The sequence below is a fragment of the Iningainema tapete BLCC-T55 genome, assembly GCF_014698965.1.
Taxonomy (GTDB): Bacteria; Cyanobacteriota; Cyanobacteriia; order Cyanobacteriales; family Nostocaceae; genus Iningainema; species Iningainema tapete.
The window spans coordinates 14,935-39,424 of the sequence record NZ_JACXAE010000046.1; the positions used below are offsets into that span (position 1 = coordinate 14,935).

A 24,490-nucleotide genomic window follows, 5' to 3' on the forward strand; every position below is an offset into this window, starting at 1 on the left:
ACAACTAATCAACCAATCTCATGTCTGGTAGATTTGAACAAATCACCCAAGTGAATACTCCTGTTGTGGAGTTGAATAACCAAGGTCAAATTATAAGGCTTGAACTGGAAAAAGATGAACATCGATTAGGACGCGATCGCAACTGGGCAGATTTAGAAGTACCAGATACAGGCTGGGAAGTCTTGTCGAGAAAACAGGCAATTTTCCACCTCGAGGGTAAAAACTACCGAATTTATGATGGAGACGGTTTAAAACCCAGCAGCAATGGCATATTTATTAATCACACTCGGATCGATTTCTCTCTCGGCTACCTGTTGCAAAATGGTGTGCAACTGGAAATTGGACATGGAAATAACCGAATTTTATTAACATATATATATTCTGCCATAGCGGAACACTTGGTGATCCCCAGTAAGCGCCGTCTGGATTTGAAAAGTTTAAAGGAATGGCCTGTACAATTAGGACGTGCGCCGTTTGCAAATAAATATTCTTCAATGCAGTTGGATGCACCTACGGTTTCTCGCTTGCACGCTACCATATATCCTGATAGTAAGGGTCATATTCTCCAAGACTTAAGTACAAATGGTACTTTTGTCAATGGCAAACGCATTTCCCATCGCGTGCATCTTTTGGATGGTGATACAATACAACTTGGTCCATTTAGTCTATTGTATCGTCAGGATTATTTAGAATTATTTGATACTGGTAGTCGCATTCGTCTTGATGTCGATCAATTGGTACGAAAGGTAAAAGACAATTCGGGACGGGAAAAAGTTATCCTGAATGATGTGTCTTTAGTAATTGAACCTGGACAATTCGTGGCTTTAGTGGGTGGTAGCGGTGCAGGTAAGTCTACTTTGATGAAGTCTTTGTTAGGAATTGAACCAGTAACTTCTGGCATGGTGTACCTGAATGGAGATAATTTGCGGCAAAACTGGGCAATGTATCGATCGCAAATTGGTTATGTTCCTCAAGATGATATTGTACATCCAGATTTGACTGTGGAGGAAGTTTTGGCTTATGCTTGCAAACTGCGACTGCCACCAGATACCAATGTCAAGCAGGTAGTGGAAACTACTCTCGATTTAATTAAGCTAAGTCATGTCAGAAATAACTTTATTCGTAATCTTAGTGGTGGACAACGCAAACGTGTCAGTATTGGTGTAGAGTTACTAGCAGACCCTAAGCTGTTCTTTTTGGATGAGCCTACTTCTGGACTCGATCCTGGTTTGGATAAAGAGATGATGCGGTTGCTTAAAGAGTTAGCCGCTCAAGGACGAACAGTGGTGTTAGTTACCCATGCTACAGCAAATATAGAGGTGTGCGATCGCATTACTTTTATGGGTAGAGGTGGTAAACTTTGTTACTATGGCCCACCCTTGCAAGCGTTACAATTTTTTGAAATGCCTGCTGCTGACTTAAAGTACTTCTCAGATATATATATTAAATTAGATGGTGCCACACCAGAAGTGGTGCGAGAGACAATTGACCATTGGTCGCAGAAATATTTACAATCAGCAGAGTGTGAGAAGTATGTAAAATCACTATTACAAACTGGTAAAAATAAAAACACAAAAATTGATGCTCGTGTTCATACAGGAATATCTCCGCTCAAACAACTGTGGTTGCTAAGTCAAAGATATCTTCAGTTAGTGCTACGCGATCGCGCTAGTTTGATATTCTTATTATTATCGGGACCAATTGCGATCGTACTCACAGCCGGAATTTTACGCAACAAAACTCCCTTTCTTAGACTTAACCCGCCAGAATTAAGCCAAGCACCTTTAGCGCTCAAAGTTCTATTTATTTTTACTTGTATCGCAATTTGGATTGGACTTTCTAGTTCGGTTCGTGAAATTGTCAAAGAATCAGCTATTTATGCTAGAGAAAGATTGATTAATTTGGGTTTATTTCCTTATTTAGGATCTAAAGTTCTGATTCGCTCTGGCTTAGCTGTTATTCAAACTCTATTAATTATTGTCACTATATTAATAGGTTTCAAATCTCCCAATTACAATCTTCTACCTTGGTTCTTAGGCTTAGGAATTACTAACTTTTTAACACTTTTAGCTAGTATTAGCTTAAGTTTAATGATTTCTAGCTTTGTTAAGAATGAGAATGAAGCAAATAGTCTTTTACCCTTAATCATGATTCCTCAAATCATTTTATCAGGGGTACTATTTGAATTGAAAGGATTAGCTGCTAAAATTGGGTGGTTAACAATTAGTCGTTGGTCGATGGGAGCTTATGGCAGCTTAGTTAATGTTAATAAAATGATTCCTGCTAATACTCCAGAGGAGATTATTAAAGCTTCTTCTGTATATGATGCAACTTGGAAAAATCTGGGTTTAAATTGGGGAATTCTCGGTTTGCACACCTTAATTTGCTTAGCTGTGGCGTTGTGGATGCAAAAGCGTAAGGATGTGGTATAGAGATGTACTATGGTACGTCCTAGATAGCATCGGCATCGCTGTAATCGGCAAAAAATTGCTCAGCAGCAAGGTGACGCCAAGCGGCTTCCTCTTCAGTATCTGTAGGCTCATTCACCAAAATGATCACTCTTGCTTGTTGATTACCGAGCAAGTGTTTCAAAAGCGATTCAGGTAATTCGAGTCTTCCTTCCTGTGTGACTTTAGCTGGAAATTCATATGCTTTCATAATGAATGCCGTTTACCTAACAGTTACCATTTCTTAATCATTATAGCAACAGAGGCATCTACGGGAAATTTAGTCATTACACAGTCAACCCGAATTGTACTGTTGTGTTAAACGACGCGACACTCAAATTGGCATCACTCAGGTCAAGCAAGTGCGATCGCGTCACTTACTCTTAATCTAATGCAATCGCTGCTTAAATTCCCTCTTTGCTTGAACATGATCTGAAATTAAGGTGCATTCTTCCAATAAAGATATGTTTAGTTCTGGTAAGAACTCACTTGAGGTAATTTCTTCATATCCATGAGTTTCTAAAAATTCTGATGGTGTTTCCTCTCGCAAATGATAAAGTCTAAGTCGATTGGTTTCCCAAAACCAAACTTCAGTAACACCTAAGCGTCGGTAAATAGCAAGTTTGTCAATGCTGCCACTAGTAATAATTACTTCTATAGCCAAGTCCGGGATATCTTTTTCCGCTCCGATGCTATAGCATTCGTCAGGTTCAGCACCAGCTAATTTAAGTTGTTTTTTTACAGTAGGGCTACCCATAGGAGTGTATTGAAATCCTTTCTCATCAAGATAGGTTTCTACTAGGGCTGCCAAACGTTTTTTAAGTTTTTCATGCCTGAAAGATGGCGACACAATTTCTAATACTCCATCTAAATAGTTAATACGGTAATGAGAATTATCCTCTAGTTTGGCTAACAAAGCTTCATAATGCAGCCAGCTTACTCCAGTTTTTGTATGTATTTCTTCCGGATCGTCTGCATCAGCCAGTTCTGGTTGATCGATCAGTTCCTTAAAACTACTAACCATTGTTTTGTGTTCCTCGCTGTTGTAGGTGTTGCCATGCGCTCAATTTGTGTTCGCCATTCAATGCGATCAGCGTTTACCTCGGTTGTTAATCGCTCAAAGTTTTGCTAATGAATTGTCAATACCATAATAACTAGTGATCGCCCCTTAGTTAGTCATACAGGTGGAACGGGTACAAGGATATTTCACTGACATTGGCGCAGATTGGCTTCGGGAGAGATGTTCTACCTGTGGGTACACGGTGAAGATCCCCCCAACCCCCCTTAAAAAGGGGGGTATCCTTTTTAAGGTGGTTCCATCGTTAAAGCTAGGTATTGCTCAAATGTTTACTAAATACACAAAAAGTCCTCTTTAGAGGACTTAAGCTATTAGCTATAGGTTTCTAACCTATGGCGATTAGTGATGGCGTTTGTCGAATCTACTCCTCCTCCTCGTCTGGTTCTAAGTCGGCATCGGATAGACTTTGTGGTGGAATGGCGGCAATAATTGCATCGATTACCTTGGCAACCTGTACTATTTCGATATCCAGACTGGGGAATTTTTGCCCTTTAGGTACGATCGCACGTTTAAATCCTAGTTTTGCTGCTTCTTTCAACCGTAGTTCCATTTGCGACACTGAACGCACTTGTCCCCCTAACCCAACTTCCCCAATTAACACTGTACCAGGATCGACAATGCGATCGCGGAAACTCGCCACTACTGCAATTGCTACTCCTAAATCTACCGCTGGTTCCTCTACATTCAACCCTCCGGCAGATGCAACGTAGGAATCTAACTTCGACATGGGAATTCCTACTCGTTTTTCTAATACTGCCAGAATTTGCACTAATCTGTTATAATCTATACCAGTTGTCGAACGACGCGGTGAGGAGTAGCTGGTGGGACTTACTAAAGCCTGCAATTCAACAACAATTGGGCGTGTACCTTCACAAGCTACGACAATCGCAGTACCAGGAGCCGGCTCATCACGATTGCCAAGAAATAGCTCTGAGGGGTTGGGGACTTCTCGCAGTCCGTTATCCACCATTTCAAAGATACCAATTTCGTGAGTTGCGCCAAAACGGTTTTTCACTGTCCGTAATAACCGATGAGAGGCAAAGCGATCGCCTTCAAAATATAACACTGTATCAACTAAGTGTTCTAAAACTTTTGGTCCAGCGATCGCACCTTCTTTAGTCACATGTCCCACAATCAACATTGTGATGTCCTCGTGCTTTGCCACCTTCATCAAAGCCGCCGTACATTCACGTACCTGTGCCACTGAACCTGGAGCTGAAGTTAGTGCCGGAAAGAACACAGTCTGAATACTGTCAATTACTGCTACATTCGGCTTCAGCGAGTCCACTTCTCGCAAAATTTCTTCTAAATCTGTCTCTGGCAACACATACAAATCTGCACCTGCACCACTTAATACTTCTGTTACTACTGGTTTAGGAGTATTCTCTGTACCATTGTCTTCGCCCACAACACTGAGATCTTTTCCCACCCCCAAGCGCAAAGCTCTTAATTTCACCTGTTGTCCAGATTCTTCCCCAGAAACATAGAGGATGCGGTATCTTTGTGCTAATCGATTTGATACTTGCAGCAGTAGCGTAGATTTACCAATGCCGGGATCGCCACCAATTAGTACCATTGAACCAGGAACAACTCCACCGCCCAGAACTCGATCTAGTTCTCCATAACCAGACTCCCACCGAGTTACTTGGCGATCGCTTATTTGTTCAAAAGTCAAGGAAGCGCGTGGTTTGGCTGGTTTGTTGGCAGGCTTGTTATTCCCCTGCTGCTGCCAACCACTTACTCCTCCTCTACTCGGTACATCTGTTGATGAGGTGATAGAAATCTGCTCTTCCAGAGAATTGTATGTGCCGCAAGCCGGACATTTACCAAACCATTGGGGAGATTCAGATCCACATTCGTTACAAACGTAATAGGTTTTTGGCTTTGCCATTCTTAAATCTTATTAAATAATCTTAATTTTTTCTTAATTCAAACAGCGAACAGTGAAATCCAACAATGCTTGTAGATGCAGGCTTTTCCCAATCGAAATGTGGGATGATATCTTAATAATATGGTATGAAAAATTAATCATGTAAATTTTTAGTTAAGGAGCGTTGAGAAACTTGGAGAGTCATAAAGAAAAAATTCTGGTAGTGGATGATGAAGCCAGCATTCGACGGATATTAGAAACGCGCCTTTCCATGATTGGCTATGATGTAGTAACAGCTGGTGATGGCGAGGAAGCTTTGGACACTTTTCGCAAAGCCGATCCTGATTTAGTAGTTTTGGATGTAATGATGCCAAAGCTAGATGGCTACGGTGTGTGCCAAGAATTACGCAAGGAATCAGATGTCCCTATTATTATGCTAACAGCTTTGGGAGATGTCGCTGACCGCATCACCGGGTTGGAATTGGGTGCTGATGACTACGTAGTTAAACCATTTTCGCCTAAAGAGCTAGAAGCCCGCATTCGCTCAGTGCTGCGAAGGGTAGACAAAACAGGTGCTTCTGGGATTCCTAGTTCTGGAGTAATCCATGTTGGTAATATTAGAATCGATACCAACAAGCGACAAGTTTACAAAGGCGATGAGCGTATCCGGTTGACAGGCATGGAGTTTAGCTTGTTAGAGTTGTTAGTCAGCCGCTCTGGAGAAGCTTTTTCTCGTTCAGAAATTTTACAAGAAGTATGGGGATATACACCAGAACGTCATGTAGACACCCGTGTGGTAGACGTGCATATCTCTCGTTTGCGAGCTAAGTTAGAAGATGATCCCAGTAACCCTGAGTTAATTCTCACTGCACGCGGTACGGGTTATCTATTCCAACGGATTATTGAACCAGGGGAAGAGTGAGGAGAAGTAAAAAGTAAAAAGTAAAAAGAAAGACAATTATTTTGTTACCTTTTAACTTGTGATGATGCTGCCTCCTGTACAGACGCTCCGCCGGAGCGTCTGTACGACTGACTAAATTTATCATATGGCTAAACCCGATCCGAATCGAATTTTGCGGCGTCTACCTATTGTCGTGGGTGGGTTAGGCGCTGTACTTTTGCTGGTTAATCGTATTCTCACACCAGAACTGACTTCTTCTCAAGCGCGTGCTGATGCTCTGGGTGTAATTTTAAGTGCAATCTTGATTTTGACCGGGTTAATCTGGCAACAAGTACAACCGCGATCGCCTGATGCTGTAGAGTTAATTGGAGAAGAAGGTTTTGTACTTGCTCCTGATTTAAGCCAAGCCGTCAAAATCGAACTAGCTTGGGCATCTCATTTATTATTAACCAATACAGTCACACGCTCAGTTGTAGTTTTTGCTCAAGGTAAAGTTTTGTTACGGCGCGGCATTTTGGGAACTAAATCAGAAGTTTTACCAGGACCAATTTTAAACCGAGTGTTGGAAAAACAAAAGCCAGTGTATCTGGTTGATTTGAAAGTTTATCCAGGCAGGATTGAATTTGATTATTTGCCAGAAAATACTCAAGGTGTAATTTGTCAACCGATTGGCAACCAAGGCGTCCTAATTTTGGGCGCTAATGCTCCACGCAGTTATACTAAACAAGATGAAAATTGGATTGCAGGCATTGCAGATAAATTAGCTGTTACTTTAAATGAGGGGATAATTAACAAAGATAAATAACAAAATTCTATGCAAAATACTTATTGGCAAATTATTTACTGGTTACTAGTCGTCGTGATGGCTGTCGGTGTAGTCGGCGCGATGGTTCCCGTACTTCCAGGATCTAGTTTAATTTTAGCTGCAGTTATAATATGGGGAGTTATTAGTGGTTCCTTTACGGCAGTAAAAATACCACTAATTGTAACAGTTGTAGTTTTGCTTCTTAGTCTTGGTGTTGATTTCTTAGCTGGCTACTTGGGAGCAAAAAAAGCAGGTGCTAGCCAGTGGGGACAAATTGGCGCAATTGTGGGATTGATTGTAGGGTTTTTGGGATTATTGCCAACTTTACCATTTGGTGGTCCTTTATTGGGAATATTGTTAGGACCACTTCTTGGGGCAATTATTGGTGAGTACCTTTTTCGACGAGATTGGCAGCAAGCTGTTAAGGCTGGTTTAGGAATTATCTTCGGTACGTTGGTAGGCAATTTGATTCAAGGGTTGTTAGCACTCGGTGCAGTTGTGGTTTTTCTTGTCACAACTTGGACTCAAGTTTATGGTGGTTAATTTACCAACAAAGAACGTAGGGGCACGGCATTGCCGTGTCCCTATATATGTGTCTAGTTAAAGCAATTTCCTTAACCTGCGCTGATAAATTTTTTACCTCGGCGCAAGCCAAACACTCCTACCACAGCTAAAGCACCTAAGCTCATAACAGTTCCCGGTTCAGGTACAGTTGCGCCTACTGTTAGCCCTGACAACCTGACACCATCTCCAGTTTGTTTAAATATACTATCAGGACCGGGCTTACCCATTTGAACTACGAAAGAACTGACGTTTTTCAATGTTAACGATTGAATGTTACTGTCAGGTCCTGCAGCAAGTAGCTGTTGAACTGGAGTTCCATTCACTTCTAAAATACCAGTACCACCATCTTCCACATCAAAGAAGTCTATTTTCACTTCGGAAAATATGTTACCTAATTCAAACTTAAACCGACCAATTTCCAACTGACTACCTTCTGCTGGAGTACTATTTCCTGTTGGAGCAGAATTAGCTGTTGCCGCTTGATAAGCTACAGGGCGATACCAGAATTGATTAGAAGCTGTGTTAGTTCCTGCATCCTGTTGACCAAATTTAATTCCAAAACCCCAATCATTTGCCGTAGCACTTTTATCAACAAATAAACGCGAGAGTCCATACTGTGGTCCTTTACTATCAAAGTCGTAGCCCAGACTTGTCACTTTGAAACCCATATCTTTCTCTACATCTATACAAGTGCTGGCGACACATGACACGTTGGTGAGTTTAACTTCACCTTCTTGTTGAGGAATCAGAGAAGCAGCATGAGCAGCAGGCATAACCGCTAAACCTAAACCCATTGTGCTGAAAATTGTTGCCACTACAACTTTAATATTTCGCATAAGATCTCGCTTTCTAACAATTTTTTATTTTTTAGGAGGCAGTATTCACAAGTTGTTGCGTGCTTTTTGCCTCTGAAACTAATTTATTTCGATTTTTTCTATTCTGGTAGTTAGAAAGTCCAAATTAATACAATCTTTACTGTGAAATAAAGTTTTTTATTTTACTTAAGTAGATAACTAATAAATAAGTAAGTTTACAACTTGAGATTTATTGAATAAGTTTAAAATTAAAAACTAAATTAAGTAAAAACCGCAAGCTCCCCGACAACTTTTACGAAATCGGGGAGCTATCTTGAGGATCTATGAAAAATTAACCAGTAATTTCTCCTGTTTCCTGTCTCCTTCTATATAGCTTTTTTCGCTTCTGTAGCTACAGCTTCTACTTCATCATTAGCGAGAGACGCTAAAATATCTTTAGCATCTGTACTGCCTAAATTATTCAAAGCTTGCGCGACTCTGTAACGGATTTGCCAATCAGGGTTGTCAGCAAAAGGAGCAAGTAAGGGAACTGCTTGTGTATCTCCCAACTCACCAAGAGAACTAATGGCAGCAGTTTGGATTAACCCATTGTCTGATGAGAGTGCTTCCTTGAGTAATTCAAAGGAACGCGGTTCGCTTAACTCTCCTAATGCAGCGATAATGCTAAATTTTACAATCCACTCATTGCTAGTTTGGTAAAGCTGTTGTAAGTCGTCAAAAGCTGCTTTTAATTTAAGTGCGCCTAAACTGTCTGCCGCTGCTGCTTGTACATCCGGCTCTGGATCTTTGAGCAACCGACGTAATATATTTAAGGACAAATCTAAATTTTGTCCGCCCAGTGTATCCAACTGACTCACGGCTGAGTATCGCACACGGGCATTGCTATCTTCAATAGGGGTTTGAAGTAATTCAAAACCAATTGTTGGTTCTAATTCGCGAATTTGATTGACTGCACGCAAGCGATCGCCCAAATCTTCTGAACTGAGCAATTGCTTAACCGATTCAGGGGTAATGCTCATTTAACTATCCTAATTTGTAAAAGAATTTTGTTCTCAGTTAACAGTTAACAGTTAACAGTTAACTAATCTTCACTTGCTGCCATTGCCTGAATAATGTTACTAAGAGTGAGCATACCAACTACTTGACCCGCGCTGTCAAGTACTGGCAATTGGTGAACCTTATGTTCTTGAATTATTTTTGCTGCTTCTGTAATAGTTTTGTCTGGGGAGGTAGTCACAGGGTTTACACTCATTAGTTCCCCAACTGTTTGCGCTAGTGCTTTATGCAAGTCGCGATCGTAAGTTACAGGATTTTGTAAATAGATAACGCTATCGAGGAACATGATGTACGCCGGAGGAGTAACGCCAGTCTCTTGCCACATCAAGTCTGTTTCTGAGATAATGCCGATTAACTGAAGAGCGTCATCTACTACAGATAGTCCACTAATATGTTGTTGTGCCAGAATCTGAATAGCTTCTTTTAGAGGAGTTTCCCGCTTAACTACAGTTGGATTACGGGTCATTACATCGGCTACAGTTTTAGACATTGGGATAGTGTTCTCAGTAAAAAACAGACTCGTTTAAGAGTCTACTAGATCATTGTCGGAAATTTTGCTTTTGTAATTAATTTGATAAAAAACTGTACAGACGTTCCGGCGGCTTACTGTACAGACGTTCCGGCGGAACGTCTCTACGGGGTATTGCAAAATATTTCTAATAAATTGATGCAGTTGGCGATCGCTCCGAGATGGGCAATTTCATAACCATGAGTGTTTTGCGTGGGAAATGCTAAGCAAGCGGCGCGGGCAACATGCCCAAATTTCATTGCAATAGAAGCATCGCTACCAAACTTACTTAAAATTGCTAACTGTACTGGCAGATTTAGTTGCTTTGCGCAGTCACGCAGTTGCCCATTGAGTGTTTCATCGTAAATGCCATAGCTATCTTGAGATAGTATCACCGGACTTTCCCCATCTTCAATTGGGTATTCTAGTGCGAGGGGACAAATTTCCAGTGCAATCAACGCATCTAAACGCTGGTGTTGAGTAAAGAAAAGCGCTCCAATTGCCCCTACTTCTTCTTTTGCTGATGCGACTAAATAAACATCTACTGCTGGCTGTTTGAGTTTTTCTGCTAAAGCCAAGAGAATGGCAACAGAGGCTTTATTATCTAAAGTATAACTTGCTACATAATTTTTGAGACGAACGGGACGCTTGCGATGTTTGCCCACAACCATTCTGGTTCCGGCTCGAACACCTGCCGCTTCTAATTCAGCAGATGTGCATTTTGTCTCCACCCAAACGTTTTCCCACTTTACGGAAGTCTTTTCCTGCTGAACTTGTTGAGGTGATTCATGGGAGACATGACGGGAACCAAAGCTGAGAATACCACTAATAGTTTCATTATCCCCTAGTAAATCTACTACACCTTCACCGTAAACCCACGGATATGCCCCACCCAGTTTGCGGACTTCAATTCTACCTTTATCGCCTACAGTTTTCACAATCGCGCCAATTTCATCTTTATGGGCGGTGATGGCGATCGCTCCAGATAAATTTTTACCTGGTATTTTGGCTATGATATTATCGGCGCGATCGTGCCAAACTTCTACACCCAGTGCCGCAAAGCGCTGCATCAAATACTGATTAATTTCTGCTTCAGCACCACTTGGAGAATGGTGCATTACCAATTCTTCAATATTTTTGAATAGATGTTCGTAGTTCCACATACCTTATACTAACGCCTTGCGGGTACTGGCGTCAAAGCTGACATAATCCCGCGCGGTGACGTAATGGCATCTGCTGGCTGAATTACTTCAGCAAGTGCGTCTAATTCTTCTCCAAGGTAATCAGAGTTTTGCAATATTTCTGGGTTAACATGCTCGTGTACTAGGAGAGCATAAACGGAGACTGTTCCATCAAGCGATTGTCGATACCGCAGGGTGGGGTTATAACCCATATTCTCAAGCACTTTTAATGTTTCTGCAAGAGTCATATTTCTCACAGCAGTTAAATCCACTGCCAAAAAAACTTCTCCTAGCTTAGGAATAACTGGAAGCTCAAGTGTCATAATTTTCACCTTCAAAAGTACATTCGTAACGTTTACCCTTGCCAACTTTCTTTGGTATACCAATTAATTTGACATAAGTCTTTCCTTCAATGGTTGCTTTTTCTGCCTTTAGCTGACATTTCTTAATCGCTTGAGCTTCATCCTCCGCCCAAACATAATCAGTCCAAACTTCTTTCGGTTTATCCGGGTCTTCTAGCATTATCTTAGCTTAAACCTCCTGAACCCGACTCGCAGGTGCGTTCGGCTTTGCCGCTGCGCTCCGCGCAATCGCTGACTGTTTTTGTTTACGTTTTAGCACTCCTGCTGCACCGATACCAAGTGCTAATATACCCAACGTAGCCGTTGGTTCGGGAACTGAGGTAGCATTAGTTGCCGAAAATACTGTGTCTGCTACTAACCTATGAGCGTTTGTTGAGGGATGCACGGCATCAAAGAACAAAAAGTCATTGGGATTGTTACATACACTTGTGATGTTCTGTAAGTCACCTATTACACAAGATGCGGTAACATTGTTGAAACCAAATTCTCCTGGATTGGCGATGATTCGATTAATTAGGGAATAAACATCAACAGGAATGATATTGACACCAGGGTTTGATGAGCTAAGTTGACTCAAAGCTGATGCCAGTGCAGCATTATGAATGGTTGTTAAAGTAGTTAAATTGCTGGAGTTTCCCGCCGCCAAGGCTGCTGGAGTTTTGCCCAAATCTGGCAAGTTAAATACCAAAATATTTTTTGCGCCAACAGAGGCAAGTGTCGCTACCGAATTTGATAAATTTTGAACTGTTTGATTAGGATCGGTAACGTTACCAAACAAGTAATCATTTCCGCCTCCCCACACAGCAAAGAGGGCATTGGGATCTGCGGTTTGATTACTGGTAAGTAAGGGTTGCGCAAACAAGCCGACTTGCTCTTGGACTCCTGGTAGGGGTATATTAGGAACGATCGCGTTACCCGTGCCGGAATTAGCACCCCCTATGGCGAAATTAATGCCTTGGGTAGGAATAGTGGTAGTAAGGGCAGTGAATAAAGTGGGGGTTAATCCTAGTTGCTCTCCAACATAGTCCACCCAAACCAAATCATTAGAAAAACGTCCTTGAAAGTAGGGCGGATTTGGGGGAATGGCTGTTGTGGGATTGATTAATCCTCCGCTGATATTAAACGTATTGCCAGTATCAGAAAGACTGTCACCGAAGACAACTAACTGACTAAAATCAGCAGCCGTTGCCTTCTGGGCGGAAATTAAGGAGAAGAAAACAAAGCCTGCTGCGATAAATTGTTTTCTCATTTCTTTCTAGAAATAAAATTTTATGTTATATTTTACCTGATAATATCAAATATAATTATAGTAAAAGTTTATCTTTACCTAATTTTTATATTGAGCAGCCATACAAGTAGGGGCACAATATTATTGTACCCCTACTATTCAGCGGTTCGTTTCCGAGCATTCAAATAGGATTACTATATAGCAATCCTATTTGAGTTACAAACTTTTCGTTTGGGCTGTTAACAGTTGACAGTTGACAGTTGACTGTCAACTGTTAGCAGTCATCAGTCAAAACAGTCATATTTGAAAATCATTTAGGAGCGCTATAGTAATTTAAAGTAAATAACTATGTTAGTTATTTGTTTATTTACATCACCAAATTTGTAATGCTTACTATAGAAGTACAATCAATTTTAGATTCAATAAGCAATCATTAGTCAGTACATCCTAAAGTAAAATAGATACCCGACTTCTTGAAGAAGTCGGGTATCTTTAGGGGATATTTATGACTTCAACTTCAAAGCATCAACAGCCGACACACCCTCACTCTGAGTACCGAAGTACCACAAAGCAGCAGCAGCCTCAGCCCTAGAAACTGGCTTCTTAGGTTGGAACAGCGTTGTATAACCAAATACCCTACGGATATTAGATTTTTCCGCGTTTTGGAAATCAGCCAATACTGCGCGTAACGCTAGAGGATCAATTTTTGCCGCATCTTGAAAACCCCAAGTTTGCCTAACTGTATCTATATTTGCTGTAGGCAAAGAAGAACGGATATCGAGAGGTATTTTCCATAAAATCAATTGTTCTCGTGTCAGTGGTGCATCGGGACGAAACAAAACTGCTGTAGAATCTCCTGATAAAGAACTCGGAATTAACCCTGCTTCTGCAAGTCCCTGAATTGCGGGAAAATCAGGATGTGTTTTCGGCACATCACGAAAAGCAGGTTGAGCGCTTTGTGATGCCAAGCGAATCTGCTTCGCCGGATTGTTGGCATGCATCGCATTGTTAGCAGCAACCAACCAACGAGCATATTCTCTACGGGTGATAGTTTTACCCGGTTCAAATTGGTTGGTAGTAGCGCTATTACTCTTAGCTGTATTTGCTTGTACAGGTATAACACCCAAAGCTACTAAGTCCTTTACGTATTGCTGTAACTCAGATGGTGTACCTTTCAAATCAGCAATTTCTTGTGCTGGTGTAGTAGTATTTTGATTAGCTGCTACACTCAATGGTGTTGCTGGTGCAGAAGGACCAATAAATTGCGGACTGCCTGGTGAAATAGTTTCATTAGGAGAAGCTTCAGGAGTTGGGGTACTTTGTGCTGTTGCTTCGCCGCGTCTGTACTCAATTAGCAATTCAGTGGCTGTTTGTGGTTGATTAGGTGCAGCGTTGGTAACTGATTTTGGCTGAATCGAAACTTTTACCTGTACATCATTACGTTTTGCCTCTAGCAACCCATTTTGATCGTTAGAATTTGACAAAATTTGCCAGTTATTTGCCTGAAACTGTTGCTGATAATAGCTAGCAATTATATTACTAGGGTCGGAACTTGTCCAGCGTGCAGAATTACTAGAAGGTGTAACTTCAAGTAGGTTGGCATTAGGATATACGGGAATTTCTTTGGGAAAATCGGCAGGTAATTGAACTGTTGGTTGAGTAGTTGGCGTAGGTTGGCTATTACTTACCTGGTTAGCGCCAAAGGAAACAGGGTTATCTTTCAACCTGGAATCTGCCGCCAAAGATTGCTCCAGGTTTTTGGCAACTGGAGTGTTAGCACAGGCTGTTAAAGAGGTGAGTAAAACAGCCAAACTCAGAAATATCGTTGGACGTTTACAGCGCACCACAGGAAATCACAAATTGAGTGTCATTTCCTACCGTAGCGCATGGAGTCAAGGAATTAAGGAAAAATGTCGAAAAACTGCAAACCTAAGTATTTTAGCTGGTGTACTGGAACCTTGAAGAACTCGAAGACGTAAAAAGCGTCCTGTTACCAGACGCGCTATTCCTTTCAGACGAGCCTGAAGCCTAATCATGAGAAACTGCTGTCTGCTACCGTTAACTGCATACATGGGCATAAATGCTAGCTTACCATAGAGAACATCAGCGCGATGAGTTTTACTCAAATTATTTTGATGATGTTCTGGATTGGGTAAACCCCCATGTTCACCATAATTCCGCCAAGGAATATAGTTCTTCAGCTTTCGCTGACGAAGAAATGGATCGATGGTGGAATCCCAACTTGAGTAAGTAGTGGCTCCTTTTTTTTCTGTCACTTCCTTCAATAAGTCAAGCAAGCACCTCGCTCCTTGGGGTGTAACAATGTAGGCAACTGTGGAAACGGAAAATCCTTCAGCATAACCATCAGGTGAAATGCTATACACCTGCGGCGCACAAGTATATAGCCAACTAATTCCCACATCACTTTGATGCGGATTAAATGGTAGAGGAAGTTTGCCCAACCCAAGCACTGGCACAAAATCTGCTTCCATAATTAGAGTTGGTTTTGATAAGAGTGCGGCTTTTTCCCAAGCTCTTTGATGATTGAGCAGGCACAAGTAACTCCGCGAAAAGTTTTGATATTCTGGTTTGGTTTCTTGTCTTTGCACAACGCAGGCTAAGCCTTCTCTATTTAAGGTTTCTTCTAGCTGCTCGGTTGATTCTTTGTAGGCAATAATTAAGACTTTATCTATACTGTTAACAAGATCTGAAGGCAAGATTTGGTTAGTATTTGTGTTTAAAGAATCAAGTTTCATTTAGTAAAAATTTTAGGATAATTAATTATGTCAAATTAATCAGAGCGTTACGGCATACGCTGCTATTTTACTCTCTGGGCGATCGCCATCTCCTCAAGTGTTCCTACTGATAGCCGCACTCCGTTTTCACGGAATAAATTGAAATAACTCTGTTATAGTCAATTCTTTTGTTATACGGCAAGATGTTGTCTCAATTATTTTCCTCAGAAAATCTCAGTATTAATACTTAATAAATGGCGCTAAATTCTCTCATGATGGAGCTTGGCAGCAATTTAAAACACGTCAAATAACAGTATAAGTAATAGGCAGATTTTTTAAATCCACCATAAAGCCACAATCTAATTTGCCATACAATAGCATAAAGCGATCGTTCACCATCGCAAGTGCTAAGCTGGAAGTAAACTCCCACCCACACCCAAGGATGGAAATAAATAACGTTCAAGCTACACTCTTGCTCAACTAAATATAATTGAGTATTGAGTAGACAATGGTAGACTGGGTGTGGTAGCACTATCAAAATGCCAGTATCAGGCATTGGCAAAAACCTGGTATAAAGAAGCGCCTCAAGAGCATCTAATTTGTAGGCAGGATCTATTGCGGCTTCAGTAACTCTTGGATTGTGAGACTGAGCTCCTAGAGAAAATGCTTTTTCAGCTTGTACCAAATGAGCTTAAGCAGATGGAAGTTTTGTGAGCGCTGTTTGTGATGGTACTATGAAAAGCTCTCAGTTGGGCTTGACGAAAGAATTTGACTGAGAGAAAATGACGGCGCAGCAACATTTTTCAGGTTCTCAAGAAAAAAAGCTAGGGCTAGAGGGAGGGAAAAATCGAGAAATATGTGTCGTATTCAAAAACCTATGTGGATGTGTAGTAAGAAAAATCTAAAATAGATATTAAATTGAAAAAAATAGAATGACCATTCCATCAACAGCCACCAGTAATTTTTAAGAACTGTAGAGCGTCGTTGGTATATTACCCGTGCTGAAACGAGATTACATGCAAGTTTCCCAGGATCAGCCTATTTATTCAGAGGCTCCTCTCCAACTGTTACTTTTTGTCGATGAGCGTCCAAAGTCTCGACAACAAGTGCAGCGAATTCGCTCTTACCTCAGACAATTGGAGGCTGATTACAAATTTGAGCTCCAAATTATTGATGTCGGGCAACAACCCTATCTAGCAGAACACTTTAAACTGGTAGCAACACCAGCTTTAATCAAAATCCATCCCGAACCACGACAAATCTTGGCAGGTAGTAATATAGTCGCTCAGCTGAAGAACTGGTGGCCTCGTTGGCAAGTAGCTATAGATACCTACTTAACATTACAGAATGGTTTACAAGAAAGTTTAGAGGAAAATGGTCGTGTTAGTACGCCTGTTGCCTCAATCCGCTCAGTTGCTGTTTCTGCTGAATTACTCAAACTATCAGATGAAATTTTTCGTTTGAAACAGGAGAAAGACAAGCTGCAGGAGCAGATACAGTTTAAAGATAGAGTAATTGCTATGTTAGCACACGATCTGCGCAATCCTCTCACAGCTTGTGCGATCGCCTTAGATACTTTACAATCTAACTACAATTTAGACAAAGGTGAATTCGAGCGTTTGTCACCTGCAATGACGGCGCATCTATTTAAACAAGCCCGCAGCCAAACTAAAATCATTGACCGGATGATTACTGACCTTTTGCAGGTAGGTCGTGGTCAAGATAGTGAGATTCCTATTCAACCACAAAAGATGGAGCTTGGCAATCTTTGTTTTGAAGTACTCGAAGAATTGCGCCATCGCTACACAGCCAAATCCCTCAAAATCAAGAAAGACATCCCCGAAGATTTACCGTGTGTATATGCAGATCCAGAACGTATACGTCAAGTGCTCATCAATCTTTTAGACAATGCTATAAAATATACACCTGCTGATGGCACTATCAGTATTTCTGGGCTACACCGTACTACACAAAAAGTTCAATTTAGTATAGGCGATACTGGTCCTGGGATTCCTGAAGAAAATCGCTTAGCAATTTTTGAACAGCACTATCGCTTAGAACGGGATGAAGGTACAGAAGGCTATGGCATTGGACTATGCTTATGCCAACGTATCATCAAAGCGCACTACGGTCAAATTTGGGTTGACCCTGCACCACCTAGTAACGGTGCTTTATTTCACTTTATATTACCAGTTTATCCTAGTTAAGTAGAGACGCGATCAGACGAAGTCTCTACTGAGTCTCGTTCCTTGTCAGCGATCGCTATAATGATAGCGAGCTTGAATAAACTCAATGCGGTTATGACTTACTACATAAACAATGCGATCTACTTGAGTGAGTCGCCGTGACCATATGTTAACGTCATAGTATTTTAATCTTTCTGGTTTACCTGTTCCTTCAAAAGGATTACGTCTGATTTCTTCAACTAGAGATAAAACTCGAAGTGCAACCTTTCTATTTGTCTCTACCCAATAGGTGAGATCTTCTAAAAACCGCCTGTCAAAAACGAGGTCTTGTTCTGAGATATCTTGAGAAATTTCAAATTGAGAGAGTTCTTCTGGTTCTAGATTTTCTGGCATTGACTTGTTAGTCTTCTTCGTATAAATTAAACTCTTTACGAAGCTCCTCTATAGTCTGAGGTTCATTAGTCTTTGCTTTAACACGTTGTAAAGCATCTAAAAGACGAGCTGCATTTTCAGGTGACTGAAATAGGTAGGCTGTTTCTATAATATTGTTAAGCTCTGATGTAGGAATTACGGATACGCTTTCACCACCTTCGCGAGAGACAACTACAGGTTCTCGGCTTTTAATTGCCTCATTGTAAATTTTATCAAAGTCGTTACAAGCTTCGACATAGGTTTTTTGACTAGTCATTTTCAGTTCCTGTATCTATTTATTTTTCCATAATAAATGTATCGTTACACAAAATTACAAAAATTACTTAAACACTCTGACGTAAAACCTGAATAATCTGAAAATTTGCTTGCGGAAATTCAAATTGTTCTAACTCATCCAAGTTTACCCAGCGAATTTCAGCACATTCAATTGGTTGAGGAATACCAGTTAGATGGCGACAGTGATGCACAGTGAGGGTAACGCGCAAGTGGGTATAAGTGTGATCGATTGTGGTTAGATGTTCACCCACTTCAATCTCTATTCCTATTTCCTCGTGAATTTCTCGTTTAATACAATCTTCGACAGTTTCACCCGGTTCGATTTTACCGCCGGGAAATTCCCACAAACCACCCATAACTCCTTCAGGAAGACGGCGGTCGATTAGAATTTGCCCTAAGTCGTTCCAGATTACAGCGACACCAATGATTTTATGTGGGGGAGAGGTTTTTGTCATGGGTAGTTATAACTAAAAAACTCGGCAGACTTGATCACTACCGAGCTTGTATTTTATTACTATATTTGATTTTCATTCTTTAAGCTGAACTTACTATTCAACTTCTTCAGAGTTGTTGGCTTCAGTTCCGCGTAACGCCATTTCAAAGTTCATTCTCTGTTCAGCATTACGTAAGAAATAACCACTCATCATAGCCGAAGCGAGTAAACGACCAAGATTTTCTCTATTAGTAGTAACTGTAACATTAAAGTGTTCTGAAGGCATGTTTCCTAACAATCCAATAATGTTATGCTCCATTACCTGAAATACATCATTAGATGTAGGTTTAGATAGCTGTGTAATTGTCTCTGGAGTTAGAGATTTAACGTATTGCATGAGCATGTTGCCTGTTTCAGACTCACTGTCAAAAAATTCAGAGACGCGATTAGATGAGTTATTCACGTTATCTCTCCTTGTTTACCACAACTGGGTCTTTAGCTAAATTTCTTATGTTCTTGAAAACTAATGTAACAAGCTATTTGGGATCTGGTAGTCGGTGTAACCGTACCAAATTTAGCGGGTTTTACGATTAGCTTGCCAAATATTCATCAATATTGGCTTTAGACTTACGCAGTTTAGATAAGGCTTCCCGTTCTATTTGCCGCACTCGTTCACGACTAATATTTAGTAGTTCGCCAATTCTTGCTAAAGTTAGTGCTTGTCCATCAGCTAAACCAAAGCGTAGGGAGATTACTTCTCTTTGTTGTGGCGTAAGTTGTGTCATGAGGCGATCTAAATCGTAAGATAGAGAAGATTGCGTCACAAAGTCTTCTGGAGAAGCGCCTGGATCTTCTAACATTTCTCCAAGTTCAGTGTCGTAATTATCTCCTAAACGTAAATCTAATGATAATGGTAAGCGAGCCTTTTCTAGGTACTCTCGTACTTGTCTAGGAGTCAACTCCAATTCTTGAGCTAACTCAGAAATACTGGGGGCACGTCCTAATTGTTGGGATAATTGACGCTGCGCCTTTTTAATTTTATTTAATTTTTCGGTAATATGGATAGGTAAGCGAACTGTACGACCTTTTTCGGCGATCGCCCTGGTAATTGCTTGGCGAATCCACCAATAAGCATAAGTAGAGAATCTGTAACCTTTGGTGGGGTCAAACTTTTCTACACCCCGTTGCATTCCTATGCTACCTTCTTGAATCAAGTCGAGTAAATCAACGTTCCGCTTAATATACTTTTTCGCTACCGATACCACCAATCGCAAATTGGCTTCTACCATCTTGCGTTTAGCGATTTCTCCATCTGCGATCGCTTCATTCAACTCTGGTGGTTCTAATGCCGTTGCTGTCGCCCACTCTGGTATAGTTGGTTGACGACCTAATTGGAGCGCCAAAGTTTCTCTCACCATATGCAAGCTAGTTGCACGCTGAACTTGTTTGCCATAAAAAATCTCCTCCTCGTGGGTTAAGAGCGGTACACGTCCAATCTCTCGTAAATAAGTCCGCACAAGGTCTGTTGCTGTCTGAGCAGTCTTCATGGCGTCGTACTCTATAGTAATGATGGGTTTAACGACTTCGTAGCTAACTGATATCTGTCTTGACTTGGGTGTTCCAGTGTTCCTGGGAAATGCAAATTAAGCGCAATTAGTGCGCTTGATGAAACTGATGCCTAATTTTTATTATCTCTGACTATTTACTGCCAGAGTTTACTGTTTTCTCCTTTTGCTTACATTTATCCAAAGTTAGATAATAGGTAGCTAGTTAAAAATTATTTTAGCTTATTTTTCTTTATTGTTGACTATTGTAACATTTATGAGAAGAAATTTACACAGCCATTTTAGGGAGAGAGGGAGCTAACAATTAGTTTTTCTCCCCTGCCCCCCTACTCCCTACCCAGAACTGCCCTACTTCAAGACTTAGGTACTGTGCTATATTCCTGAATGCTCCTCACATCTAAAGTTGTTTGTTGCAGGGAACGAATGGCGGCAACGGTTGCTTTTGCGCCTGCAATAGTAGTGATGATCGGGATTTTGTAAGTCAAAGCAGTACGGCGGATGAGTCTAGCATCTGCTCGTGCTTCCTCTCCTGAAGGTGTATTGACAATCAGTTGAATTTTGTGATTTTTAATTGCATCCAACACATGAGGACGCCCTTCATGAAGTTTTAGTACTAACTCCACATCTAACCCATGTTCGCGCAGAACGCGGCGTGTTCCATCTGTCGCCAGCACAGAAAAACCCAATTCAATAAATTCCTTCACCACAGGAACAGAAGCAGTTTTATCGCGGTTGTTCATCGACACAAACACCGTGCCAGTCAAAGGTAAACGCTCCCCAGCGCCCATGGACGCCTTAGCAAAAGCGCGTCCAAAGTCGCTATCAATTCCCATCACCTCACCAGTAGAGCGCATCTCCGGTCCCAAAATTACATCAGTACCAGGGAATTTATTAAACGGTAACACCGCTTCCTTAACAGCAATATGTTCCGGGATGACTTCTTGAGTAAAACCTAGCTCAGCCAAAGTTTTACCAGACATAATCAAAGAGGCAATTTTCGCCAGTGGTACACCAATCGCCTTAGAAACAAAAGGTACAGTACGAGAAGCGCGGGGATTAGCTTCCAAAATATAAACTTGGGGAGAATAACTTTGACAACCAACCACAGCAAACTGAATATTCATCAACCCCACAACCTTCAGAGCCTTCGCCAACTGCACCGTCCAGGAGCGAATTTGATCTAATACTAATGGTGGAAGCGAAATAGAAGGTATTGTGCAAGCAGAATCACCAGAATGAATACCAGCCTGCTCAATGTGTTCCATAATACCACCAACAACTACCTGCCCAGTACTGTCAGCGATCGCATCCACATCCACTTCAATCGCATTTTCCAAAAACTTATCAATCAAAATCGGATGTTCTGGCTCCACCTGCACAGCAAAAGTCATGTAGCGTTCCAAATCAGTATCAGAGTAGACAATTTCCATCGCCCTTCCCCCCAAAACATAACTAGGACGTACCACCACCGGATAACCAACACGTTGAGCAACAACCAAAGCATCCTCATAAGTCCGAGCAATCCCATTTTGTGGCTGAGCAATCTTCAACTGTGCCAAAATCTGCTCAAACCGCTCCCGATCCTCAGCAATATCAATCGAATCCGGAGAAGTACCCCAAATCTTAGTAACAATTCCCTCTTTCTGTGCGTCCTTGGCGTCTTTGCGGTTCAAAAACTCCTGCAACGACACCGCCAACTTCAAAGGCGTTTGTCCCCCAAACTGAACAATCACCCCAACCGGATTTTCCGCCTCAATAATATTTAGCACATCTTCCTTAGTCAAAGGCTCAAAGTAGAGGCGATCGCTAGTATCATAATCTGTAGACACCGTTTCCGGATTAGAATTAACCATAATCGTTTCATACCCAGCCTCCTTAAGAGCATAAGCGGCGTGACAACAACAATAGTCAAACTCAATACCCTGCCCAATTCGGTTAGGTCCTCCACCCAAAATCATCACTTTAGGTTTTGTGGTTGGTAGTATCTCGTTTTCTTCTTCATAGCTAGAGTAGTAATAGGGAGTAAAAGCCTCAAATTCAGCAGCGCAAGTATCCACTGTTTTGTAAACCGGAATCACACCTAAGTTTTGGCGGAAGGCACGAACCTCATCTTCAGTAGTTTTCGTCGCATAAGCAATTTGGCGATCACTAAAACCTTGGCGCTTCACATCATACATTTGCTCTAGTGTCAACTCCTGTAAAGGAGTCCGCTTCAGGAATTTTTCCACCTCCAGCAGTTGCTGCATCTTATCGAGAAACCAAGGATCAATACCTGTTAACTCGTAAATTTCCTCAATACTCATTCCCAACTGCATAGCGTGACGTACAGCGAAAATACGCTCTGGATTTGGCGTCCGCAATTGAGCGCGAATTTGTTCACCACTGGGTAACTTTTCTTTACCATCACAACCCCAACCAGCACGCCCAGTTTCCAAAGAACGCAAAGCTTTTTGGAAAGACTCGTTGAAAGTCCGTCCGATAGCCATAGCTTCCCCAACAGACTTCATTTGCGTTGTCAGTACTGGCTCAGAACCGGGGAACTTTTCAAAAGCGAAGCGAGGAACCTTTGTTACCACATAATCAATCGTTGGTTCAAAGGAAGCTGGAGTTTTTTTGGTGATGTCATTTTTAATTTCATCCAATCTGTAGCCGACAGCTAGCTTTGCTGCTATCTTCGCAATGGGGAAACCAGTAGCTTTAGAAGCCAAAGCAGAAGAACGGGAAACGCGGGGATTCATTTCAATTACAACCACTTCCCCATTAACCGGATTGATAGCAAACTGGATATTAGAACCACCAGTTTCTACGCCAATTTCGCGGATAATTTTAATTGCCATATCCCGCAGCCGCTGGTATTCTTTATCGGTAAGGGTTTGAGCGGGGGCGACAGTAATTGAGTCTCCTGTGTGGATACCCATTGGATCAAGGTTTTCAATGGAGCAGATAATCACAACGTTATCTGCCAAGTCTCGCATTACTTCTAATTCGTATTCTTTCCAACCTAGTAGGGATTGGTCGATGAGAATTTGCGATACTGGACTAGCGTCTATACCTACTTGTGCCATTTCGGCAAATTCTTCTTCGTTGTAGGCGATCCCTCCTCCTGTACCTCCCATTGTAAAGGCAGGACGAATAATCAAGGGATAAGTGCCAATTTGTTTGGCGATCGCCTTAGCTTCGTCTAAAGATGAAGCTGTTCCACTGGGACACACATTTACCCCAATCCGCGCCATTGCTTCGTTAAAAAGTTTTCTGTCTTCAGCTTTCTCAATGGCTGGTAGCTTAGCGCCAATTAACTCAACGTTGTATTTTTCCAACACGCCATTTTTTGCTAAAGCCACAGCTAGGTTGAGTGCTGTTTGCCCTCCCATTGTTGGAAGTATGGCGTCGGGGCGTTCTTTGGCAACAACGAGTTCCACTATTTCTGGTGTGAGTGGCTCAATGTAGGTGCTAGAGGCTGTTTCCGGATCGGTCATGATGGTAGCGGGATTGGAATTAATTAGCACCACTTCATAACCTTCTTCTCGCAACGCCTTACAAGCCTGGGTTCCAGAATAGTCAAACTCACTTGCTTGTCCGATTACTATCGGACCAGAACCTAGTAGCAGAATCTTCCTGATGTCTTCGCGGCGGGGCATAGTCTTTGTGGAGTTATAGAATACAAATCCAGATTATTTTAAAGTTCTTTCCCCCTCACTCACGCTTTTATTATCAACTTTTCCAGGTTTCATGACAATTGGGGGGAGTTTGTGAGTGGGGGCTAGGGGTTCCCTCTGGGGTTGGGGGCTGTAGGGGGGAAAAACTAATTGTTGGAAAGATACCCGACTTCGTAAAAGTTGTCGGGTATCTGGGAATTTATTTGCAATTTTCTTCTATTTAAGCTGACAAATTTTTTCCCTAATAAGCTACTTATTTAGACAGATGTCTGGTTGATGATTTCGTAGTAAGAATAAAATTAAATAAAAATGTTTGCTAATTAGCAGAATTATAAAAAATTTTCCGAAAAAATATTGAGTTTTATATTTACTCCAAGTAAAAATGGCAGAGA

At 41.4% G+C, this 24,490-nt stretch carries 23 protein-coding genes; 5 read left to right on the plus strand and 18 right to left on the minus strand.

Annotated features, from left to right (window positions below; translation table 11 throughout):
- The first annotated feature begins 20 nt into the window (after nucleotides 1-20).
- Nucleotides 21-2,432: an ATP-binding cassette domain-containing protein gene (locus ICL16_RS12115; protein WP_190827829.1), complete on the plus strand. Its 2,412-nt coding sequence runs from the start codon at nucleotides 21-23 to the stop codon at nucleotides 2,430-2,432.
- Nucleotides 2,433-2,451: 19 nt separating this feature from the next.
- Here ICL16_RS12115 and ICL16_RS12120 read toward each other — a convergent pair whose 3' ends face one another.
- From ICL16_RS12120 to radA, 3 genes are all read right to left on the minus strand, one after another.
- Nucleotides 2,452-2,658, minus strand: coding sequence for a hypothetical protein (locus ICL16_RS12120; RefSeq protein ID WP_190827832.1), 207 nt, complete (start codon nucleotides 2,656-2,658; stop codon nucleotides 2,452-2,454).
- 177 nt (nucleotides 2,659-2,835) lie between these two features.
- A complete protein-coding gene (locus tag ICL16_RS12125) occupies nucleotides 2,836-3,471 on the minus strand; it encodes a Uma2 family endonuclease (RefSeq protein WP_190827834.1) in 636 nt (211 codons plus the stop codon).
- Between the two features lie 415 nt (nucleotides 3,472-3,886).
- Nucleotides 3,887-5,416, minus strand: a complete 1,530-nt coding sequence (gene radA, locus ICL16_RS12130) for a DNA repair protein RadA (RefSeq protein WP_190827836.1) — start codon at nucleotides 5,414-5,416, stop codon at nucleotides 3,887-3,889.
- A 172-nt stretch (nucleotides 5,417-5,588) separates the two neighbouring features.
- Between radA and rpaB the strand changes: the two genes are divergently transcribed.
- The 3 genes from rpaB to ICL16_RS12145 all read left to right on the plus strand — a co-directional run bounded on the left by rpaB (nucleotide 5,589) and on the right by ICL16_RS12145 (nucleotide 7,644).
- Nucleotides 5,589-6,317: a response regulator transcription factor RpaB gene (gene rpaB, locus ICL16_RS12135; protein ID WP_190827838.1), complete on the plus strand. Its 729-nt coding sequence runs from the start codon at nucleotides 5,589-5,591 to the stop codon at nucleotides 6,315-6,317.
- Between the two features lie 124 nt (nucleotides 6,318-6,441).
- Entirely contained in the window at nucleotides 6,442-7,101 is a 660-nt protein-coding gene (locus tag ICL16_RS12140; RefSeq protein ID WP_190827840.1) for a cofactor assembly of complex C subunit B, read from the plus strand.
- A 9-nt stretch (nucleotides 7,102-7,110) separates the two neighbouring features.
- Nucleotides 7,111-7,644 (plus strand): DUF456 domain-containing protein, encoded by a 534-nt coding sequence (locus ICL16_RS12145; RefSeq protein ID WP_190827842.1) that lies wholly within the window; start codon nucleotides 7,111-7,113, stop codon nucleotides 7,642-7,644.
- A 71-nt stretch (nucleotides 7,645-7,715) separates the two neighbouring features.
- Here the strand turns inward: ICL16_RS12145 and ICL16_RS12150 are convergent, their stop codons facing one another.
- The 9 genes from ICL16_RS12150 to ICL16_RS12190 all read right to left on the minus strand — a co-directional run bounded on the left by ICL16_RS12150 (nucleotide 7,716) and on the right by ICL16_RS12190 (nucleotide 15,571).
- Nucleotides 7,716-8,501, minus strand: coding sequence for an LEVG family PEP-CTERM protein (locus ICL16_RS12150; RefSeq protein WP_190827844.1), 786 nt, complete (start codon nucleotides 8,499-8,501; stop codon nucleotides 7,716-7,718).
- A 344-nt stretch (nucleotides 8,502-8,845) separates the two neighbouring features.
- Nucleotides 8,846-9,499, minus strand: coding sequence for a phycobilisome degradation protein NblB (gene nblB / locus ICL16_RS12155; RefSeq protein WP_190827846.1), 654 nt, complete (start codon nucleotides 9,497-9,499; stop codon nucleotides 8,846-8,848).
- A gap of 62 nt (nucleotides 9,500-9,561) precedes the next feature.
- Nucleotides 9,562-10,026: a CBS domain-containing protein gene (locus tag ICL16_RS12160; protein WP_190827847.1), complete on the minus strand. Its 465-nt coding sequence runs from the start codon at nucleotides 10,024-10,026 to the stop codon at nucleotides 9,562-9,564.
- Nucleotides 10,027-10,169: 143 nt separating this feature from the next.
- Complete coding sequence (locus ICL16_RS12165; RefSeq protein ID WP_190827850.1) at nucleotides 10,170-11,207, minus strand: M42 family metallopeptidase; 1,038 nt, start codon at nucleotides 11,205-11,207, stop codon at nucleotides 10,170-10,172.
- 8 nt (nucleotides 11,208-11,215) lie between these two features.
- The gene (locus ICL16_RS12170; protein WP_190827852.1) at nucleotides 11,216-11,548 is read right to left on the minus strand and encodes an acyl carrier protein; all 333 of its coding nucleotides are present in this window, start codon (nucleotides 11,546-11,548) and stop codon (nucleotides 11,216-11,218) included.
- Nucleotides 11,538-11,747, minus strand: a complete 210-nt coding sequence (locus ICL16_RS12175) for a hypothetical protein (protein ID WP_190827853.1) — start codon at nucleotides 11,745-11,747, stop codon at nucleotides 11,538-11,540. The genes ICL16_RS12170 and ICL16_RS12175 overlap by 11 nt, the downstream gene beginning before the upstream one ends.
- Nucleotides 11,748-11,756: 9 nt before the next feature.
- Entirely contained in the window at nucleotides 11,757-12,836 is a 1,080-nt protein-coding gene (locus tag ICL16_RS12180; protein ID WP_190827855.1) for an SGNH/GDSL hydrolase family protein, read from the minus strand.
- Between the two features lie 482 nt (nucleotides 12,837-13,318).
- Nucleotides 13,319-14,662: an S-layer homology domain-containing protein gene (locus ICL16_RS12185; RefSeq protein WP_190827857.1), complete on the minus strand. Its 1,344-nt coding sequence runs from the start codon at nucleotides 14,660-14,662 to the stop codon at nucleotides 13,319-13,321.
- A gap of 45 nt (nucleotides 14,663-14,707) precedes the next feature.
- Nucleotides 14,708-15,571 carry an LPS biosynthesis glycosyltransferase gene (locus ICL16_RS12190; protein WP_190827859.1) on the minus strand — a complete coding sequence of 288 codons (864 nt, stop codon included), beginning with the start codon at nucleotides 15,569-15,571 and terminating at the stop codon, nucleotides 14,708-14,710.
- A 995-nt stretch (nucleotides 15,572-16,566) separates the two neighbouring features.
- On the opposite strand from ICL16_RS12190, the gene ICL16_RS12195 reads away from it, so the two are divergent.
- On the plus strand, nucleotides 16,567-17,757 hold the full coding sequence (locus tag ICL16_RS12195) for a histidine kinase (protein ID WP_190827861.1): 1,191 nt from the start codon (nucleotides 16,567-16,569) through the stop codon (nucleotides 17,755-17,757).
- A gap of 45 nt (nucleotides 17,758-17,802) precedes the next feature.
- Here the strand turns inward: ICL16_RS12195 and ICL16_RS12200 are convergent, their stop codons facing one another.
- The 6 genes from ICL16_RS12200 to carB form a co-directional block, all read right to left on the minus strand.
- Nucleotides 17,803-18,129 carry a Txe/YoeB family addiction module toxin gene (locus tag ICL16_RS12200; RefSeq protein WP_190827863.1) on the minus strand — a complete coding sequence of 109 codons (327 nt, stop codon included), beginning with the start codon at nucleotides 18,127-18,129 and terminating at the stop codon, nucleotides 17,803-17,805.
- 7 nt (nucleotides 18,130-18,136) lie between these two features.
- Entirely contained in the window at nucleotides 18,137-18,424 is a 288-nt protein-coding gene (locus ICL16_RS12205; protein ID WP_190827865.1) for a type II toxin-antitoxin system Phd/YefM family antitoxin, read from the minus strand.
- Between the two features lie 67 nt (nucleotides 18,425-18,491).
- Nucleotides 18,492-18,899, minus strand: coding sequence for an 8-oxo-dGTP diphosphatase MutT (gene mutT, locus ICL16_RS12210; RefSeq protein WP_190827867.1), 408 nt, complete (start codon nucleotides 18,897-18,899; stop codon nucleotides 18,492-18,494).
- 93 nt (nucleotides 18,900-18,992) lie between these two features.
- A complete protein-coding gene (locus ICL16_RS12215; RefSeq protein ID WP_190827869.1) occupies nucleotides 18,993-19,340 on the minus strand; it encodes a DUF760 domain-containing protein in 348 nt (115 codons plus the stop codon).
- 127 nt (nucleotides 19,341-19,467) lie between these two features.
- Nucleotides 19,468-20,424: an RNA polymerase sigma factor, RpoD/SigA family gene (locus ICL16_RS12220; RefSeq protein WP_190827872.1), complete on the minus strand. Its 957-nt coding sequence runs from the start codon at nucleotides 20,422-20,424 to the stop codon at nucleotides 19,468-19,470.
- Nucleotides 20,425-20,795: 371 nt separating this feature from the next.
- Nucleotides 20,796-24,080, minus strand: coding sequence for a carbamoyl-phosphate synthase large subunit (carB, locus tag ICL16_RS12225; RefSeq protein ID WP_190827878.1), 3,285 nt, complete (start codon nucleotides 24,078-24,080; stop codon nucleotides 20,796-20,798).
- Between the last annotated feature and the right edge of the window lie 410 nt (nucleotides 24,081-24,490).

What these genes read in the sequence shown, in the direction of transcription:
- ICL16_RS12115 (WP_190827829.1), top strand. Translation starts at nt 21, where the DNA reads ATGTCTGGTAGATTTGAACAAATCACCCAAGTGAATACTCCTGTTGTG.
- ICL16_RS12120 (WP_190827832.1), bottom strand. Translation starts at nt 2,658, where the DNA reads ATGAAAGCATATGAATTTCCAGCTAAAGTCACACAGGAAGGAAGACTC.
- ICL16_RS12125 (WP_190827834.1), bottom strand. Translation starts at nt 3,471, where the DNA reads ATGGTTAGTAGTTTTAAGGAACTGATCGATCAACCAGAACTGGCTGAT.
- radA (WP_190827836.1), bottom strand. Translation starts at nt 5,416, where the DNA reads ATGGCAAAGCCAAAAACCTATTACGTTTGTAACGAATGTGGATCTGAA.
- ICL16_RS12140 (WP_190827840.1), top strand. Translation starts at nt 6,442, where the DNA reads ATGGCTAAACCCGATCCGAATCGAATTTTGCGGCGTCTACCTATTGTC.
- ICL16_RS12145 (WP_190827842.1), top strand. Translation starts at nt 7,111, where the DNA reads ATGCAAAATACTTATTGGCAAATTATTTACTGGTTACTAGTCGTCGTG.
- ICL16_RS12150 (WP_190827844.1), bottom strand. Translation starts at nt 8,501, where the DNA reads ATGCGAAATATTAAAGTTGTAGTGGCAACAATTTTCAGCACAATGGGT.
- nblB (WP_190827846.1), bottom strand. Translation starts at nt 9,499, where the DNA reads ATGAGCATTACCCCTGAATCGGTTAAGCAATTGCTCAGTTCAGAAGAT.
- ICL16_RS12160 (WP_190827847.1), bottom strand. Translation starts at nt 10,026, where the DNA reads ATGTCTAAAACTGTAGCCGATGTAATGACCCGTAATCCAACTGTAGTT.
- ICL16_RS12165 (WP_190827850.1), bottom strand. Translation starts at nt 11,207, where the DNA reads ATGTGGAACTACGAACATCTATTCAAAAATATTGAAGAATTGGTAATG.
- ICL16_RS12170 (WP_190827852.1), bottom strand. Translation starts at nt 11,548, where the DNA reads ATGACACTTGAGCTTCCAGTTATTCCTAAGCTAGGAGAAGTTTTTTTG.
- ICL16_RS12175 (WP_190827853.1), bottom strand. Translation starts at nt 11,747, where the DNA reads ATGCTAGAAGACCCGGATAAACCGAAAGAAGTTTGGACTGATTATGTT.
- ICL16_RS12180 (WP_190827855.1), bottom strand. Translation starts at nt 12,836, where the DNA reads ATGAGAAAACAATTTATCGCAGCAGGCTTTGTTTTCTTCTCCTTAATT.
- ICL16_RS12190 (WP_190827859.1), bottom strand. Translation starts at nt 15,571, where the DNA reads ATGAAACTTGATTCTTTAAACACAAATACTAACCAAATCTTGCCTTCA.
- ICL16_RS12195 (WP_190827861.1), top strand. Translation starts at nt 16,567, where the DNA reads ATGCAAGTTTCCCAGGATCAGCCTATTTATTCAGAGGCTCCTCTCCAA.
- ICL16_RS12200 (WP_190827863.1), bottom strand. Translation starts at nt 18,129, where the DNA reads ATGCCAGAAAATCTAGAACCAGAAGAACTCTCTCAATTTGAAATTTCT.
- ICL16_RS12205 (WP_190827865.1), bottom strand. Translation starts at nt 18,424, where the DNA reads ATGACTAGTCAAAAAACCTATGTCGAAGCTTGTAACGACTTTGATAAA.
- mutT (WP_190827867.1), bottom strand. Translation starts at nt 18,899, where the DNA reads ATGACAAAAACCTCTCCCCCACATAAAATCATTGGTGTCGCTGTAATC.
- ICL16_RS12220 (WP_190827872.1), bottom strand. Translation starts at nt 20,424, where the DNA reads ATGAAGACTGCTCAGACAGCAACAGACCTTGTGCGGACTTATTTACGA.
- carB (WP_190827878.1), bottom strand. Translation starts at nt 24,080, where the DNA reads ATGCCCCGCCGCGAAGACATCAGGAAGATTCTGCTACTAGGTTCTGGT.